We start from the raw sequence: 16,029 nt of genomic DNA, 5'->3' as shown, positions 1-16,029 counted from the left end.
CGCCATGTCTGACCCCACTGCAGCAACCCCGGCCGCTACCGCGAGCATCCACGGCCTGTTCCTCGAAAAAGCCATTCCCGACTGGCTGGTCAACGCTACCCCGGAACGTCGCGCGGCCCTGAAAAACAGCGCCACGCCCACGCCGGACTGGCTCAAGGACACGACCCGCGCACAACGCGACGCGCTGGGCTATCGCGCCACCGCCAGCTTCGCTGCGCAGACCCGACTCGACAAGGCCATGTCAGCTTTCCTGGACGTCGACACGTTTGCCAGACCTCTGCTGGTCAAGGCCTTGAAGGACCGGTTCAGCGTCACACTGGACGTCGACAAGACCCTGATCTGCCTCAGGCAGCCGCTGGAGTGGGGCGTCCTTGGCGTCGATATCGGATCCTTCGAGGTGTTGAGGCTGCCGCTGCTGCAGGCCGCCCTGCATAATTTCGAAGCCTCGGAAACCGAGGACGGGGCGTTTCACGAGTCCTCGGGTTTCCTGGTGGAGAACCCTACGCCGGGCACGTTCAGTTCCGTCAGCATCACCCTGACCGTGACGCAATTTACCGGGCTGTGCCGCTCGCTGGATATCGGCGCGAAATATCAGGTGTACCTCAAGGCATTCTTCAAAACCGCCGACGCGCAAGCGCAAAAGGCGCTCCGCCAACCCTTCATCGAATCCCAGAAAGCCGCGTTACGTGCTGCGGCTGACCTGGCGTTGCTGAAAAAGGACATCACGCCGGCGGACTACACCATGATCGTGTCGGTGATCGACGGCGAAGTGCATCCGTGGATGGGCAAAAAGCAGGTGTGGTTCCGCGACCTGTGCCTGATGAACCTCACCATGACCGGCTGCGTGGTGTTCTACATCTGTGAAAAGTACCGCTACGGTGGCGAAATGATCGTGTATATCCCCAACGATCCGGAGCATCCCCTCAAGCGCTACCTCTATGAGGACCTGACGGCGATGTTCAAGCGCCGTTTCACCGCCCGCGATGCGGCGCAACCCAGGGACGGCAGCCCGACCGAGTATCAACGGTTTTTCAGCCAGTTCGTGGCATACGGCGATCTTGCGCGTTACTTCAACGAGTTCACCCAGAATGCGTCCGGCAGACCGCTGGGGCAGAAGCTCAGCCCCTATGCGTCGATCCTCAACACGCTGTTGCAGGGGATCAATCCCTTTGCAGGCTTCAAGAAATTGCCGCCCACCACGATCAATCAGGAGCCGAATGACGACCCTTTTCTCGCCCCTCGGGTTCAGGTCCGAACCGGCCAGGGGCTGTGGGTCGAGAACATCGATCTGTGGGGTTATCTCTACGAGCAGCATCGCGACAAAGTCCTGGCCGACGCGCGCAGCCACGCAGTGCCCACGGCGGATGTCGATGCCCGGGTCCGTTCCGAGAAGTTCGCCTTTCTGTTGAACATCGGCATGCTGGTCCTGACCACGGTGAGCATGTTCGTCCCGGTGTTGGGCGAGGTCATGATGGTGGCGATCGCCGGCCAGCTGATGTCCGAAACGTTCGAAGCCTCGATTGAATGGAGCGAGGGCGATCGCAAGGCGGCCAAGGCGCACCTGATCGACGTGGCCGAGAACCTGGCGTTTTTCGCCGTGGCGGCCGGTGTCGGCAAAGGCCTGGCCAAGCTGACTGCGGTCAAGGCCGAACCGGTGATCGAGCAACTCGACCCGGTCACGCTGCCCAATGGCGACACCCGCTTGTGGAAGGCCGATTTGAAGGGCTATGAACGCGCCGTTTCCGTGGACCGCGACGTGCCGGCCACTGACCTGGGGCAATTCGAGTTCGACGGTAAGACCCATGTCCGGATCGACAATCGGTTTTATCAAAAAACCTACGACCCGCAACTGAAACGCTGGCGCATCAAGCACCCCAGCGACCCCCAAGCCTACCAGCCACCGCTCGCCCACAACGGCACCGGCGCCTGGCGGCATACCCTGGAGCGGCCGCAGACTTGGGACCGCCTGACGCTGCTACGGCGCATTGGACCGGTGACCGACACTTTCTCCGACCAGCGACTGCTGCAGATCGCCGACGTCAGTGGTGTCAGCGACAGCGCCTTGCGCAAAATGCACCTGGACAACGCGCCGCCGCCACCCGAGCTGACCGATGCTCTGCGTTTGTTCGAAGCTGACCATGGCGTGGCGCAAGTCATCGAACAGATCGAGACCGGTCACGCCATCGATGATCGCTACTTGTTCACCCTGCCCCTGGTCACCGAGTTGCCACGCTGGCCGGTCGGGCGGGTGCTGAAAGTGTTCGAAGGGCCGGAACTGTCGGGGAAATCGCTCAAATACGGTTCCGAGCGGCTGTATCCCGGCGTCAAACTGAAGCCAGCCATCTGCATTACCCGGGCCGATGTCCTGAGCGGCAACCTGCCTGCGCTCATTCTGGCGGGGCTCGAAGAGTCGGAAATCACCCGCCTGCTCGGTGGCGAACCGGCGCGTGTGAAAGCATTACGGCCTAGGGAGTTGCGCAAGCAGATCGCCGATTTCGCCCGAACCCGTCAGCCGGCCCTGTTCGAAAGTCTCTACAAGGGTTTGGGCCCGGTGGACCCCCGGGTCGCCAAGCTGCAACGGCTGTGCCCCGGACTCAGCGAATCGGCGGCAATCAGCGTGCTGGACGACGCCACGGTCGAGGAGCTGACACGGCTTGAGGGCACCGCCCGCTTATCGTTGCGCTTGCTGGAACAGGCCCGCTGGTACGTGCAACAAGGCCGCTTGACAGAAGCCTTTGCCGGCTTGCACATGGAAAACCTGGTGTGGGCGGACAGCAAGCGCCTGGCGCTGCATATCCTGGAAAAATTGCCGGGCTGGAAGGGTGATGTACGCCTGGAAATTCGCGAGGGCGGGATTGAAGGGGAACTGCTCGATGGCATTGGCAACGAAAACAGCGGCAACCGTAAGTTCGTGGTGAAAAAAGGGCCGTTTTACCAGGCATTCAACGAGCGGGGCGAAACCCTCAACAGCCTGCCGCGAACGGGCGATAACTTTTTCGCCTCCATCCTGCATGCCTTGCCCGACGACGCACGTCAGTCGTTGGGAATCCCCAGCGTGGGCCAAAGCGCTGATTTGCGGCGCGCGGTTATCGACTATGCCACCGCGCATCCCACCGAGTCGGCGCAATGGCTGCGCGATAAAACCGCAGCCAGGCCACCCCGGCGTATTGCACAGAAGCAGTGGGGCTACCTATCCAGCGGACGGGGTGCTGATGCGACCGGCGAGCTGACCAGTCGAGTGCAGGATGTTTACCCGGACCTGTCCGATGTCGAGGCCCTCAAGTTTCTCCTCGAACAGTGGGGGCTTGGCCAGTCCAACCAGCAGATTTTCCACCTGCTGAGCAACCGTCTGCGCGAGTGGCAGGCGCTGGAGGCGACCCTTGATCAATGGGTGGGCGGGGACAGCGCGCTGCGCGCCATGCTGGATGGCAAAGGCCCGGCGGCGGATGCGATCAAGTCAGCCTGGAAAAATTCGCCCAAGGCCGGGGGAAACCCGAGGTATGCGCGGCTCGAACTGTCCTGCCACGATTCGTTGCCGCCGCTGTCGGCGGATTTTTCCCATATCAGGGAATTGTCGGTTGGCGGCGTGGGCATGACCAGCGCGACCATCGAAGGGCTGTTGGGCTCTTTTCAGCAGCTCGAAAAACTGTCGATCACCGGCAGTATGCGGTTGCGCACGGTTCCTCGGGCGCTGGACGGCATGGAGCAACTCACCGATCTGAGCCTGGCCTCGAACTTCCCCTACAGTGCGGCGGAAATCGCCAGGCTCGAGAACCTGGTCAGGCTCGAAAAATTGGAACTGCGAGGGGTACTGCAGAGGGCCGAAGACTTTGATGTGAGCCGCCTGAGCAACCTGCGCAGCCTGACCATCACGAATGCCACCGCACAGGCCTGGCCGGCGGGTGTGCTCGAGTTGCCTCACCTGGAGCGTCTGAACATGCGTGGCAGCTTCGTCTACCAGTTGCCCGGCAGATTGTTCGAGGGCGGGCATGATCGGTTATTGTCCGGACTCTCTCTGGACTGGTCCTGGCTCACGCGCGAAACGTTCAAGGTGGCTTATCACTATGTGAGACGCCAGCCTGTGCACTTGATCGACCTGGAAGAAATGGTCGCGGATCACTGCAGAGGAGAGCTGCGGCAGTTTGGCGGGGCTGGCGAGACGTCCAACGCTCCGGGGCCGGGGGGAGAGCGTTCCGGCTTTTTGTTTCAGTCGTTTCTCCAGCGCTGGGAGGGCGCCGAAGCCAGGTTCAACGCCATCGAAGCCTTGGGCGACGAGTACGATGTGTTCTATCGCCGCCTCCATGTGTGGCTATCCAAGTTGTTTGTGCTTGAGGTGGAAAAAAGTTGGGACATTGGGGCTGCCCTGAGAAGTAGCTGGCACAGTGGACTGCTGCGCCGCTACGGCTCAACGGATTACTCGACGCGTCTAAAACTGAACCTGATGTCGATCAACCAACTTCCGGAGCTGGCCGCCCGGGACTTTGAGCACGTAGAGACCCTGATCCTGCGCGGGGGCGCTGCCTCTCTCGAGGAGACCCGTCGTTTTGTCAGCGGTTTCAATCGGGTGCAAAACCTCGACCTGAGTGGCAGCCGCTTCGCCGATGCCGGCACCTCGTCAGTGGGCCTGGATGTCAGCGCCATGAGCGAGCTCAAGGCCTTGAACCTGAACGGGACCAATCTGCAGGTGTGGCCGACGGGCGCCGAGAACCTGGCTGAACTGACTTGGCTGGACCTGGGGGGCACCGCGATTACCACGCTGCCGGAAGCCGCCCTGGCCCGCGACGACCTGGTGATCGGCACCCACCTGAGTGGCGCGCCGTTGACGCCACAGGCCTTGCAGGCGCTGAGTGCCGCGCGGGCCCGGGTCGAACTGAGCAAAGGCTTGCCGCCCGGCGCCCTCGAACGCTTCGACCGTGAGCCGGTGCCTCGGGACTTTCCACCGACCGAGACGGGGGCCTCGATTGCCGGGAATCTGTGGCCGTTGCCCGCGCAAGTGCCGGCCGGCGAAGGCACGGCCTGGCTTGCCCAGCGTTTGAAAGCCGTCCGCTGGATGGTGGACGACGAACCCTTGCATGCCATTGAGAAGCTGCGCAAGGAAGGCCTGGGCAGCGCGCAAATCAGCGAGCGCATCGACGGTTGGCACCGGACCCTGGAAGACTTGACCCGTCGCTTGAACGGTTGGCTGTTTACCCGTGGAACCCGAGGGACGGGCTGGGACGTGTCGGCGCACTCTCGCCGGTTGGCCGCACTGCGCATCATCGAGTGTTGGCAGGAAGGTTTGATTGGCTGGAACGGTGTGGCCGACCATCGCCTTGACTTCAACGGCCTGCAGCTGGGCGATCTGCCTGAACTGGCGCTGGATTTCCCCCATGTGGGCGATTTGAACCTGACCGGTGTGCGTCTGACCGGGCAGGGTTCCAATGGCTTCCTGAACGCATTTCCCAACGTGCACAGCCTGGCGCTGGGTGGCCAGCCGTTGCACGTCTTGCCCCGGGCACTTGAGTCGATGAGCGCGCTGGAACGGCTGGACCTGTCGAGTACCGGTCTGCTGGCACCCGAGAATATCTATTCGGCGCTGGGTTCCCTTGAGCAATTGCGCATGCTCGACCTGAGCTACAACAACCTACAGTCTTTCAGCGTCGAATCACTGCCGCGACTGGAAGAACTGGATTTGCGCAACAACCGGATCACGGACTGGCCCGAAGGCGTGCTGCAGGCCGATCATCTCCGCGTGCTGAACCTCAGCGGCAACCGCATGGCGACGATTCCGGAGGAAGCACTCGACGGGCACCACGACGTGCTGATGGCGCATACGGACGTGTCCGACAATAGCTTTTCGCGTCACCAGCTGGAGCAGATCAGGGACTACGGGCGCAGCGTCACGCCCAACGCATGGTTGGGTTATACACCTGACTTGCTTGATGAGCTGATCGACGATCTGGGCAGCGACGGTGAGGATGAGGTACACCCGGTCTTGCCGGATGAGGTGATCACGCACGTGGAGGCCGGGCCTGAACAGCTCAAGCCTTGGCTGGAAATGCAGGATCCGGGGTTGATGGCCGAGCGCCGAGCGCTGTGGAACCGACTGGCGGCCGAGCCGGATAACGGGGCGTTTTTTCACCTGCTGGCCCTGTTGCAACTCACCCCGGAGTTCCGCCTGGCCCGCGCCGACCTGACACGACGGATGTGGGTGGTGGCCAGTGCGGCGGGTGAGGATAGCGAGCTCAGGGAAATATTGTTCGGCATGTCCAGCACCCACGGGACGTGCGTGGACGGGCGGATTCTGACCTTCAGTGAACTTGAGGTGAAGGTCTTCGAACGCAACGTCTTGCAGGATATTGCGCCGGGTCAGCTGGAGCAGAGAGGCCGCGCGTTGCTGCGCCTGGGCCGACAGCTGTTCCGCCTGAACAAAGTCGAGGACCTGGCCAAGAAGGCGAGGGGATACACCGATCAGGCGGAAGCACGCCTGGAATACAGGATTGGCCTGACCCAGGGCTGGAGCGACGGGCTGGAGTTGCCCGGGCAACCCAGGAACATGCAATACGGCAGGCCTATCAGCGGAACGATCCTCAGCACCGCACGCGCCACCATCGAAGGCCTGGAAAAAACCGAGGCCTTTTATGAAAACCTGATTGGCCGTGATTTCTGGGTGCAATTCCTGCGGGAAAAATACCCTGAAGAGTTCAGCGTGCTTGACCAGAGCGCGGCGGACAAACAAAGCCGTTTCGAGGATGACCATGCTCATGAAACGGTGGGGAGTGACGCCTACAAAGCCGCGGTGGAAACGCTCAACATCGAACTCAGCATCGAGCGCAATCAAAAGCTGATCGAGCTGTCCCGACGAGTCACCGGCGAAGCCGCACCCGCTGTTTCCGCGCAGCCGCAACCCGGCACCTCGCGGAACCTGATGGGGCGGCCTCGGCGCTGATTCGAAGACCGCTGCCGAGCCGGACGTAGCCTCGCAGGCTCGGCAGCTGCGACAGGGAATCGCTCAGAACAGGAAGTAACGCTGTGCCATCGGCAGGGTTTCAGCCGGTTCGCACCACAGCAATTCCCCGTCGGCCTTGACCTGGTAGGTCTGCGGGTCGACGTCGATGTCCGGCAGGTAATCGTTGTGGATCAGGTCGGTTTTCTGCACCTCGCGGCAGCCCTTGACCACGGCGATTGTCTTTTTCAGGCCCAGGGCTTCGGGCAGGCCGGCCGCCTGCGCCGCCTGGCTGATGAAGGTCAGGCTGGTGGCGTGCAGCGAACCGCCGAAACTGGCGAACATCGGTCGGTAGTGCACCGGCTGCGGTGTCGGAATCGAGGCGTTGGCATCGCCCATCAGGCTCGCCGCAATGGCGCCACCCTTGAGGATCAGCGTCGGCTTGACGCCGAAAAACGCCGGGCGCCACAGCACCAGGTCGGCCCATTTGCCCACTTCCACCGAGCCCACCTCATGGCTGATGCCGTGGGTGATCGCCGGATTGATGGTGTATTTGGCGATGTAGCGTTTGGCGCGGAAGTTGTCATTGCCAGCGCCGTCGCCAGGCAGTGGCCCGCGCTGTTTTTTCATTTTGTCGGCGGTCTGCCAGGTGCGCGTGATCACTTCGCCGACCCGGCCCATGGCCTGGCTGTCGGAGCTGATCATCGAGAACGCGCCGAGGTCGTGGAGGATGTCCTCGGCGGCAATCGTCTCGCGGCGGATGCGGCTTTCGGCGAAGGCCACGTCTTCGGCAATGCTCGGGTCCAGGTGGTGGCAGACCATCAGCATGTCCAGGTGCTCATCGATGGTGTTGCGGGTGAACGGGCGGGTCGGGTTGGTCGAGCTGGGCAGCACGTTCGGGAAGCCGCAGGCCTTGATGATGTCCGGTGCATGACCACCGCCCGCGCCTTCGGTGTGATAGGTGTGGATGGTGCGGCCCTTGAAGGCGGCGAGGGTGGTTTCGACGAAACCGGATTCGTTGAGGGTGTCGGTGTGGATGGCGACCTGCACGTCGTACTGATCCGCCACGCTCAGGCAGTTGTCGATGCTCGCGGGGGTGGTGCCCCAGTCTTCGTGCAGCTTGAGGCCGATGGCACCGGCCTTGACCTGTTCGATCAACGGCTCCGGCAGGCTGGCGTTGCCTTTGCCGGTCAGGCCGATGTTCATCGCGAAGGCGTCCGCCGCCTGGAGCATCCGCGCCAGGTGCCACGGCCCGGACGTGCAGGTGGTGGCATTGGTGCCGGTGGCCGGGCCGGTGCCGCCACCGATCATGGTGGTGACACCGCTCATCAGCGCCTCTTCGATCTGCTGCGGGCAGATGAAATGGATATGGGTGTCGATGCCGCCTGCGGTGAGGATCATGCCCTCGCCGGCGATGACTTCGGTGCCGGCGCCGATGGCAATGGTCACGTCCGGTTGCACGTCCGGGTTGCCCGCCTTGCCGATGCCGGCGATGCGCCCGTCCTTGAGACCGACGTCGGCCTTGACGATGCCCCAGTGATCGACGATCAGGGCATTGGTGATCACCGTGTCGACCACCTCGGCGGCGAGCAACTGGCTCTGGCCCTGACCGTCGCGAATGACCTTGCCGCCACCGAACTTCACTTCTTCGCCGTAGGTGGTGAAGTCCTTCTCGACTTCGATCCACAGCTCGGTATCGGCCAGACGGACCTTGTCACCCACGGTGGGGCCGAACATGTCGGCGTAGGCTTGTCTTGAGATTTTCATGGGCATGCCTTGAGATTCAATTGAATTTGAAACCGCTCGCGTAGCTCGCTATCGCCGGCAAGCCGGCGCCTGCAGGGATCACCACAAACCTGTGGGAGCGGGCTTGCCCGCGAAGAGGCCGGTACAGACAGCAAAAAACCTACAGATCACCCATGACCCGCCCGGCAAAGCCGAACACGCGCCGATGCCCGGCCAGGTCGACCAGCTCGACCTCGCGACTCTGCCCCGGTTCGAATCGCACGGCGGTGCCGGCCGGGATGTTCAGGCGCATGCCGCGACTGGCGGCGCGGTCGAACGTGAGGGCGTCGTTGGTTTCGAAAAAATGGTAATGCGAGCCGACCTGGATCGGCCGGTCGCCGCTGTTGGCCACTTTCAGGCTGAGGGTGCGACGGCCGGCATTGAGTTCGATGTCGCCAGGCTGGACCTGCAGTTCACCGGGAATCATCAGTGGGCTCCCTGAAGAATCTTGTAGTAGAGGGCGGTTGGCTTGTAGCGACCGCTGGGGTCGCAGGCGTAGTCGGGAATTTCCCCGACGCGGGTGTAACCCAGGGCCTTGTAGAAATCCTCGGCGGGCGAACCGGCTTCGGTGTCGAGGTAGAGCAGGCCGCGCTTGTGCTGCAGCGCGGCCTGTTCCAGGGCGCTCATCAGCTGCTGGCCCAGGCCACGGCGGCGCGCATGTTCGCGCACCAGCAGTTTCTGCACTTCGGCGCGGTTCAGGCCGTTGGCCTTCTGGCACAGGGTCAGTTGCACACTGGCCTGCACCTGTTCGTCCTTGACCACGACCCACAGCAGCACATTGCCTTTGCCCAACTGCACCTGCACCTCATCGAAATAGGCGCGTGCCTGGGCGGCATCCAGGTCAGCCATGAAACCGACGCTGGCGCCATAACCGACGGCGTCCAGCAGCAGGTCGATCAATCCCTGGCGATAGTGCGCAAAGCTTTCAATATTGACGCGGCGCAGTTGAGCGGCGTTCATCGAGCGTTACTCCTTGCTGGCGGCGGGAGGTTCGGCGCCAGGATTGAGGATCAATTGCATGAAGGTCAGGTCCAGCCAGCGACCGAACTTGGTGCCCACTTGCGGCATTTGCCCGGTGGTCACGAAGCCCGCGCGTTCATGCAGGCGGATGGAAGCGGCGTTGCCGCTTTCGATGGCCGCGACCATCACGTGCTTGTCGCAGGCCCTGGCGCGCTCGATCAATACGTCCATCAGCTGCGGGCCCAGGCCATTGCCTCGCTGGTCGCTGCGCACGTAGACCGAGTGCTCCACGGTGTGGCGGAATCCGTCGAACGGGCGCCAGTCACCAAACGAAGCGTAGCCCAGGACGCTGTTATCGCCGTCGACGATCACCAGAATCGGATAGCCCTGGGATTGCCGGGCGCTGAACCAGGCCTGACGGTTGCCCAGGTCGACTGCCTGCTCGTTCCAGATCGCCGTGGTGTTGAGTACGGCGTCGTTGTAGATGTCGCGGACCGCTGGCAGGTCGGCGTGCACCGCATCGCGGATGGAATAGGTCATGGCGCGGCCTCAGACGATCGGTTGGTGGACGGTGACCAGTTTGGTGCCGTCGGGGAAGGTGGCTTCGACCTGAATCTCCGGAATCATTTCCGGGATGCCTTCCATCACTTGTTCGCGGCTGAGCAGGGTGGTGCCGAAGTGCATCAGTTCGGCGACGGTCTGACCGTCACGGGCGCCTTCGAGCAGCGCGGCGGAAATGTAGGCCATCGCTTCCGGGTAATTGAGTTTCACACCGCGTGCCAAACGTCGCTCGGCCACCAGGCCGGCGGTGAAGATCAGCAGCTTGTCTTTTTCGCGTGGGGTCAGGTCCATTTGGAGTCCATCAGGGCAGATTGAAAAGGTCAGATCACGCTGTGGGAGCGGGCTTGCTCGCGAATGCGGTGTATCAGGCAGCATAAGCGTTGAATGTCAGTGCGCCTTCGCGAGCAAGCCCGCTCCCACAGTCTGGATTGCATTCAGGTGCTCCATATTCGTGGGGAGACTGCTTCGCGGCCAAGCAGGGCCGGGCGTAGCAGTTTCCACAGCTCGATCAACCAGCCCCGCGCCAGCAACGCTTCACTGGCCAGGCAGCGGGCCACCAGCAGCCCCGGCAACTGGGTCAGGTCACCGCGCACATCATGGGGCAAGCGGCGGCAACGCTCCAGCAGGTCTGGGTCGATCTCTCCCGTCACCAGCAATGTTGCGAACACCGGTTGCCCATCCAGGCCGATGGGGGAGTCGAGCAAACCGTCGCCGCCGGTGATGCGCTGACGTTCATGCCAGAGCAGGCGCCCGTCGCGGCGGATGTCCAGCCGCGCCTGAAAATGCCCGAGGTCGAAGCGCTCGCCGCTGGCCGGGCGTCCGAGCGCGACCACATCCCAGTAGAACAACCGGGCGTCGCCTTCCAGGTCGATGGCGGTGCTCAGTTCAGCCTGCGCCGCGCTGAAGATGATGGTTTCCTGAGGCAGCCACTCCAGGGTAGCGCCGGCAGCGACACGCACCTCCAGTTGTTGATAGGCGGGAGCGGCGGCGCGATACCACTTGGCCGCACCGGGATTGGTGATCTGTGCCCAGGCGTCGCGGCCGACGCTGGCGCTGATGTCCAGGCGATCACCGCCGGCAATCCCGCCCGGCGGATGGACGATGATGTGCTGGCACACTTCAGGCCCTTCGGCATACAGATGCTTCTGCACCCGCAGCGGACCTTTGTGCCGACGCTGGATCGGGCGCGTGCTGTCACCGAATCGGGCATAGCCCAGGTCCAGCTCGGCATGCCAGCTGGGGGTGAACAAGGCGCCAGTCGCGGGGAGGGTCATAGTCAGTGCTTGTCGGGGTGGTCCTTGAAGGATTGCAAAGGCTGTGCCGCGAGGGATTGCAGCGCTTCGGCAGAGATGAGGGGCTGGTGCGCACCAAGCAGGGGCTGCTGGTGGTGCGCAGCGCAACAATATGGTGCGTCCGGCTAGATCGTTACCAGCCCGCGCACCCCTTCGGCTTCCATGTGTTCGCCTCGGCCCTGTTGCACGATCTCGCCCCGGGACATCACCAGGTACTGATCGGCCAGTTCGGCGGCGAAATCGTAGAACTGTTCCACCAGCAGGATCGCCATGTCGCCGCGCGCTGCGAGTTTCTTGATCACGGCGCCGATCTCCTTGATCACCGACGGCTGGATGCCTTCGGTGGGTTCGTCGAGGATCAGCAGGCGGGGCCGGCTGGCCAGGGCACGGCCGATGGCCAGCTGTTGCTGTTGGCCGCCGGACAAGTCGCCGCCGCGTCGGTGCTTCATTTGCAGCAGCACGGGGAACAGCTCGTAGATGAACGCCGGGACTTCCTTCGCTTCACGGCCGGGAAATCGCGACAGGCCCATCAGCAGGTTTTCTTCGACGGTCAGCCGGCCAAAGATTTCACGGCCCTGGGGCACGTAGGCGATCCCGGCGTGCACCCGCTGGTGCGGTTTGAGCGTGGTGATCGGCTGGCCCTCCCAGTTGACCGCGCCTTCCTTGGCTGGCAACAGGCCCATCAGGCACTTGAGCAACGTGGTCTTGCCCACGCCGTTGCGTCCGAGCAGGCAGGTGACTTCGCCGACTTTCACGTCGAACGTCAGGCCGCGAAGGATGTGGCTACCGCCGTAGTATTGGTGCAGTTTGTCGACTTGCAGCATTTCAAACTCTCCTCAATTCCCTGTGGGAGCGGGCTTGCTCGCGAAAGCGGTCTGTCAGGTAACAACGATGTTGATCAAAAAATTGCTTTCGCGAGCAAGCCCGCTCCCACCGTCGAATCAGTGTTCGCACACCTCAGCGACCGAGATAAACCTCGATCACCCGCTCATTTTCCTGCACCTGCTCCAGCGAGCCCTCGGCCAGTACGCTGCCCTGGTGCAACACGGTGACGTGGTCGGCGATGGCGCCGACGAAGCCCATGTCGTGTTCCACCACCATCAGCGAATGCTTGCCCGCCAGGCGCTTGAACAGTTCGGCGGTGAATTCGGTCTCGGCGTCGGTCATGCCGGCCACCGGCTCGTCGAGCAGCAGCAGTTGCGGGTCCTGCATCAGCAACATGCCGATTTCCAGGAACTGCTTCTGCCCGTGGGACAGCAAACCGGCCGGTCGATTGACCGACGCGGTCAGGCGAATGGTCTCCAGCACTTCGCCGATGCGGTCCCTCTGCTCGCCGCTCAGGCGCGCCCGCAGGCTGGCCCACACCGATTTATCGGTGTTCTGCGCCAGCTCCAGGTTTTCGAACACGCTCAAGGCTTCGAACACGGTCGGCTTCTGGAACTTGCGGCCGATGCCGGCCTGGGCGATCTGCACCTCGCTCATCTTGGTCAGGTCCAGGGTTTCGCCGAACCAGGCCTTGCCATGGCTGGGCCGGGTCTTGCCGGTGATGACGTCCATCAGTGTGGTCTTGCCCGCGCCGTTGGGGCCGATGATACAGCGCAGCTCGCCAACACCGATGTACAGGGTCAGGTCGTTCAGGGCCTTGAAACCATCGAAGCTGACACTGATGTCCTCCAGGGTCAGGACGGTGCCGTGACGGGTGTTCAGGCCGGGGCCGACGCGCTGGCCGAGGCCGATGGCATCGCGGCTGCTACCGGCATCCTTGTTCGGATGCGGCGGATAAAAGGCCGGCTCGAGCATGAATTCAGCCGTGGCAGTGACTCTCATTGTTCACCTCTCTTTTTCAGCAGGCCGATCACGCCTTTGGGCAGGTACAGGGTCACGACAATGAACAGCGCGCCGAGGAAAAACAGCCAGTATTCCGGGAACGCTACGGTGAACCAGCTCTTCATGCCGTTGACCACGCCGGCGCCGAGCAATGGCCCGATCAGTGTGCCGCGCCCGCCGAGCGCGACCCAGACGGCCGCTTCGATGGAGTTGGTGGGCGACATCTCGCTCGGGTTGATGATGCCGACCTGCGGCACATACAGCGCACCGGCCAAACCACATAGCACCGCACTCAACACCCAGACGAACAGCTTGAACCCCCGGGGATCGTAGCCGCAGAACATCAGGCGGTTTTCCGCGTCGCGCAGGGCGGTCAGGACCCGGCCGAACTTGCTTTGCGCCAGGCGCCAGCCGATGTAAAGACTCGCCACCAGCAACAGCACCGTGGCGAAGAACAGCACCGCGCGCGTCCCCGGTTCGGTGATGCCAAAGCCGAGAATGCTGCGGAAATTGGTGAAGCCGTTGTTGCCGCCAAAGCCGGTCTCGTTGCGGAAGAACAGCAGCATGCCGGCGAAGGTCAGGGCCTGGGTCATGATCGAGAAATACACGCCCTTGATCCGCGAACGGAAGGCGAAAAAACCGAACACCAGGGCCAGCAAACCCGGCGCCAGCACCACCAGGCACATCGCCCAGAGGAAGCTGCTGGTGCCGGTCCAGTACCAGGGCAGCTCGGTCCACGACAGGAACGTCATGAACGCCGGCAAGCCATCGCCTGCCGCCTGGCGCATGAGGTACATGCCCATCGCATACCCGCCCAGGGCGAAGAACAGACCATGGCCGAGGGACAACAGGCCGGCATAACCCCACACCAGGTCCAGCGCCAGGGCGACGATGGCGTAGCACAGGATCTTGCCCACCAGCGTCAGGGTGTAGGCCGAGACGTGCAGCGTGCTGTCTGCCGGCAACAGCGACAGCAACGGCAGTGCCAGCAGCAGGGCGAGGATGAGGGTCCCGATGACTATCGTGACGGTGGGGCCGGCTTTGCGGGTGGCCGTAACCAAGAGAGGTTGATTCATCAGTCGATCACCCGTCCTTTCAGTGCGAAGAGGCCTTGCGGACGTTTCTGGATGAACAGAATGATCAGCGCGAGGATGAGGATCTTGCCGAGCACGGCACCGATCTGCGGTTCGAGAATCTTGTTGGCGATGCCCAGGCCGAACGCCGCCAGGACACTGCCGGCCAACTGCCCGACACCGCCGAGCACCACCACCAGGAACGAGTCGATGATGTAGCTCTGGCCAAGGTCCGGACCGACGTTGCCGATCTGGCTCAGCGCCACGCCGCCGAGGCCGGCGATGCCCGAACCGAGGCCGAAGGCGAGCATGTCGACGCGCCCGGTGGGCACACCGCAGCAGGCGGCCATGTTGCGGTTCTGGGTCACGGCGCGCACGTTGAGGCCCAGGCGTGTCTTGTTCAGCAGCAGCCAGGTCAGCACCACCACGAACAGGGCGAACGCGATGATCACGATGCGGTTGTACGGCAGCACCAGGTTGGGCAGCACCTGAATCCCGCCGGACAGCCACTCGGGGTTGGCCACTTCAACGTTCTGCGCACCGAACAGCAATCGCACCAACTGGATCAGCATGAGGCTGATGCCCCAGGTGGCCAGCAGCGTTTCCAGCGGGCGACCGTAGAGGTGGCGAATCACCGTGCGCTCCAGCGCCATGCCGATGGCGGCGGTGACGATGAAGGCCACCGGCAGGGCGATCAAGGGATAGAACTCGATGGCCTGCGGCGCGAAACGCTGGAACAGCAGTTGCACCACATAGGTCGAGTAGGCGCCGAGCATCAGCATCTCGCCGTGGGCCATATTGATCACGCCGAGCAGGCCAAAGGTGATTGCCAGGCCGAGTGCGGCGAGCAGCAGGATCGAACCGAGGGACATGCCGCTGAACGCCTGGCCGAGCATCTCGCCGATCAGCAGTTTGCGTTTGACTTGCGCCAGGCTGGTTTCGGCAGCGGTGCGCACGGCGGCGTCGGTTTCGACGCCGGGGTCGAGCAGGCTTTCGAGGCGCGTGCGTGCCAGCGGGTCACCGGTTTCGCCGAGCAAACGCACGGCGGCAAGGCGCACGGCCGGATCGGCGTCGACCAATTGCAGGTTGGCCAGCGCCAGGCTCAGCGCGGCGTGCACGCGCTCGTCCTGTTCGCCCGCCAGTTGTTGCTCGAGGAATTTCAACTGCGCCGGCTTGGCGCTTTTCTGCAGTTGCTGCGCGGCGGCCAGGCGGATTTTGCCGTCGGCGGCGAGCAATTGGTGGCTGGCCAGGGCGGTGTCGATCAGACCCCGCAGGCGGTTGTTCAGGCGCAGGGTTTTGGGTTGGCCATCGACGGTCAACTCGCCTTGTTGCAGGGCATTGATCAATTCGATGCGGACCGGATCGGGCTGCGCAGCCCAGGCTTCGAGGAGTTTGGCTTGTTGCACGGGATTGGCAGCAACGAAGTCTTCGGCATCGCCGGCGTGACTGACCATCGGCAGCAACAGGACGATGGCGAGGATCAAACGGTAAAGGGCAGTGGGCATAGGAAGTCGCCTTGACGCGGACTAAATGTGGGAGCGGGCTTGCTCGCGAAGGCGGTGGACCAGTCGCCATCGATGGTGTCTGTTACACCGCCTTCGCGAGC

At 63.1% G+C, this 16,029-nt stretch carries 11 protein-coding genes; 1 reads left to right on the top strand and 10 read right to left on the bottom strand.

Annotated features, from left to right (window positions below; all coding sequences use genetic code 11):
• Window positions 1-4: 4 nt before the first annotated feature.
• Window positions 5-6,928 (top strand): NEL-type E3 ubiquitin ligase domain-containing protein, encoded by a 6,924-nt coding sequence (locus QIW53_RS13800; protein ID WP_371050153.1) that lies wholly within the window; start codon window positions 5-7, stop codon window positions 6,926-6,928.
• A gap of 63 nt (window positions 6,929-6,991) precedes the next feature.
• Here QIW53_RS13800 and ureC read toward each other — a convergent pair whose 3' ends face one another.
• The 10 genes from ureC to urtB all read right to left on the bottom strand — a co-directional run bounded on the left by ureC (window position 6,992) and on the right by urtB (window position 15,928).
• Complete coding sequence (ureC, locus tag QIW53_RS13795) at window positions 6,992-8,692, bottom strand: urease subunit alpha (RefSeq protein ID WP_201193607.1); 1,701 nt, start codon at window positions 8,690-8,692, stop codon at window positions 6,992-6,994.
• Between the two features lie 139 nt (window positions 8,693-8,831).
• A complete protein-coding gene (locus QIW53_RS13790; protein WP_371050152.1) occupies window positions 8,832-9,137 on the bottom strand; it encodes an urease subunit beta in 306 nt (101 codons plus the stop codon).
• Window positions 9,137-9,670 carry a GNAT family N-acetyltransferase gene (locus tag QIW53_RS13785; protein WP_192307763.1) on the bottom strand — a complete coding sequence of 178 codons (534 nt, stop codon included), beginning with the start codon at window positions 9,668-9,670 and terminating at the stop codon, window positions 9,137-9,139. The genes QIW53_RS13790 and QIW53_RS13785 overlap by 1 nt, the downstream gene beginning before the upstream one ends.
• Window positions 9,671-9,676: 6 nt before the next feature.
• Window positions 9,677-10,210, bottom strand: coding sequence for a GNAT family N-acetyltransferase (locus QIW53_RS13780; RefSeq protein WP_371050151.1), 534 nt, complete (start codon window positions 10,208-10,210; stop codon window positions 9,677-9,679).
• A gap of 9 nt (window positions 10,211-10,219) precedes the next feature.
• A complete protein-coding gene (gene ureA / locus QIW53_RS13775) occupies window positions 10,220-10,522 on the bottom strand; it encodes an urease subunit gamma (protein WP_007915951.1) in 303 nt (100 codons plus the stop codon).
• A 143-nt stretch (window positions 10,523-10,665) separates the two neighbouring features.
• Window positions 10,666-11,505, bottom strand: a complete 840-nt coding sequence (locus QIW53_RS13770; protein WP_371050150.1) for an urease accessory protein UreD — start codon at window positions 11,503-11,505, stop codon at window positions 10,666-10,668.
• Window positions 11,506-11,648: 143 nt separating this feature from the next.
• Window positions 11,649-12,347 carry an urea ABC transporter ATP-binding subunit UrtE gene (urtE, locus tag QIW53_RS13765; protein WP_371050149.1) on the bottom strand — a complete coding sequence of 233 codons (699 nt, stop codon included), beginning with the start codon at window positions 12,345-12,347 and terminating at the stop codon, window positions 11,649-11,651.
• A gap of 133 nt (window positions 12,348-12,480) precedes the next feature.
• Entirely contained in the window at window positions 12,481-13,350 is an 870-nt protein-coding gene (gene urtD / locus QIW53_RS13760; protein WP_371050148.1) for an urea ABC transporter ATP-binding protein UrtD, read from the bottom strand.
• Window positions 13,347-14,426 (bottom strand): urea ABC transporter permease subunit UrtC, encoded by a 1,080-nt coding sequence (gene urtC, locus QIW53_RS13755; protein WP_201193599.1) that lies wholly within the window; start codon window positions 14,424-14,426, stop codon window positions 13,347-13,349. The genes urtD and urtC overlap by 4 nt, the downstream gene beginning before the upstream one ends.
• Window positions 14,426-15,928, bottom strand: a complete 1,503-nt coding sequence (gene urtB, locus QIW53_RS13750) for an urea ABC transporter permease subunit UrtB (protein WP_371050147.1) — start codon at window positions 15,926-15,928, stop codon at window positions 14,426-14,428. The genes urtC and urtB overlap by 1 nt, the downstream gene beginning before the upstream one ends.
• Between the last annotated feature and the right edge of the window lie 101 nt (window positions 15,929-16,029).

Source organism: Pseudomonas fluorescens (genome assembly GCF_041354075.1).
GTDB classification, from domain to species: Bacteria; Pseudomonadota; Gammaproteobacteria; order Pseudomonadales; family Pseudomonadaceae; genus Aquipseudomonas; species Aquipseudomonas fluorescens_CE.
This window is presented reverse-complemented; position numbering and strand designations above follow the sequence as displayed.

Coding starts and splice junctions, on each gene's coding strand:
- QIW53_RS13800 (WP_371050153.1), top strand. CDS start 5: ATGTCTGACCCCACTGCAGCAACCCCGGCCGCTACCGCGAGCATCCAC.
- ureC (WP_201193607.1), bottom strand. CDS start 8,692: ATGAAAATCTCAAGACAAGCCTACGCCGACATGTTCGGCCCCACCGTG.
- QIW53_RS13790 (WP_371050152.1), bottom strand. CDS start 9,137: ATGATTCCCGGTGAACTGCAGGTCCAGCCTGGCGACATCGAACTCAAT.
- QIW53_RS13785 (WP_192307763.1), bottom strand. CDS start 9,670: ATGAACGCCGCTCAACTGCGCCGCGTCAATATTGAAAGCTTTGCGCAC.
- QIW53_RS13780 (WP_371050151.1), bottom strand. CDS start 10,210: ATGACCTATTCCATCCGCGATGCGGTGCACGCCGACCTGCCAGCGGTC.
- ureA (WP_007915951.1), bottom strand. CDS start 10,522: ATGGACCTGACCCCACGCGAAAAAGACAAGCTGCTGATCTTCACCGCC.
- QIW53_RS13770 (WP_371050150.1), bottom strand. CDS start 11,505: ATGACCCTCCCCGCGACTGGCGCCTTGTTCACCCCCAGCTGGCATGCC.
- urtE (WP_371050149.1), bottom strand. CDS start 12,347: ATGCTGCAAGTCGACAAACTGCACCAATACTACGGCGGTAGCCACATC.
- urtD (WP_371050148.1), bottom strand. CDS start 13,350: ATGAGAGTCACTGCCACGGCTGAATTCATGCTCGAGCCGGCCTTTTAT.
- urtC (WP_201193599.1), bottom strand. CDS start 14,426: ATGAATCAACCTCTCTTGGTTACGGCCACCCGCAAAGCCGGCCCCACC.
- urtB (WP_371050147.1), bottom strand. CDS start 15,928: ATGCCCACTGCCCTTTACCGTTTGATCCTCGCCATCGTCCTGTTGCTG.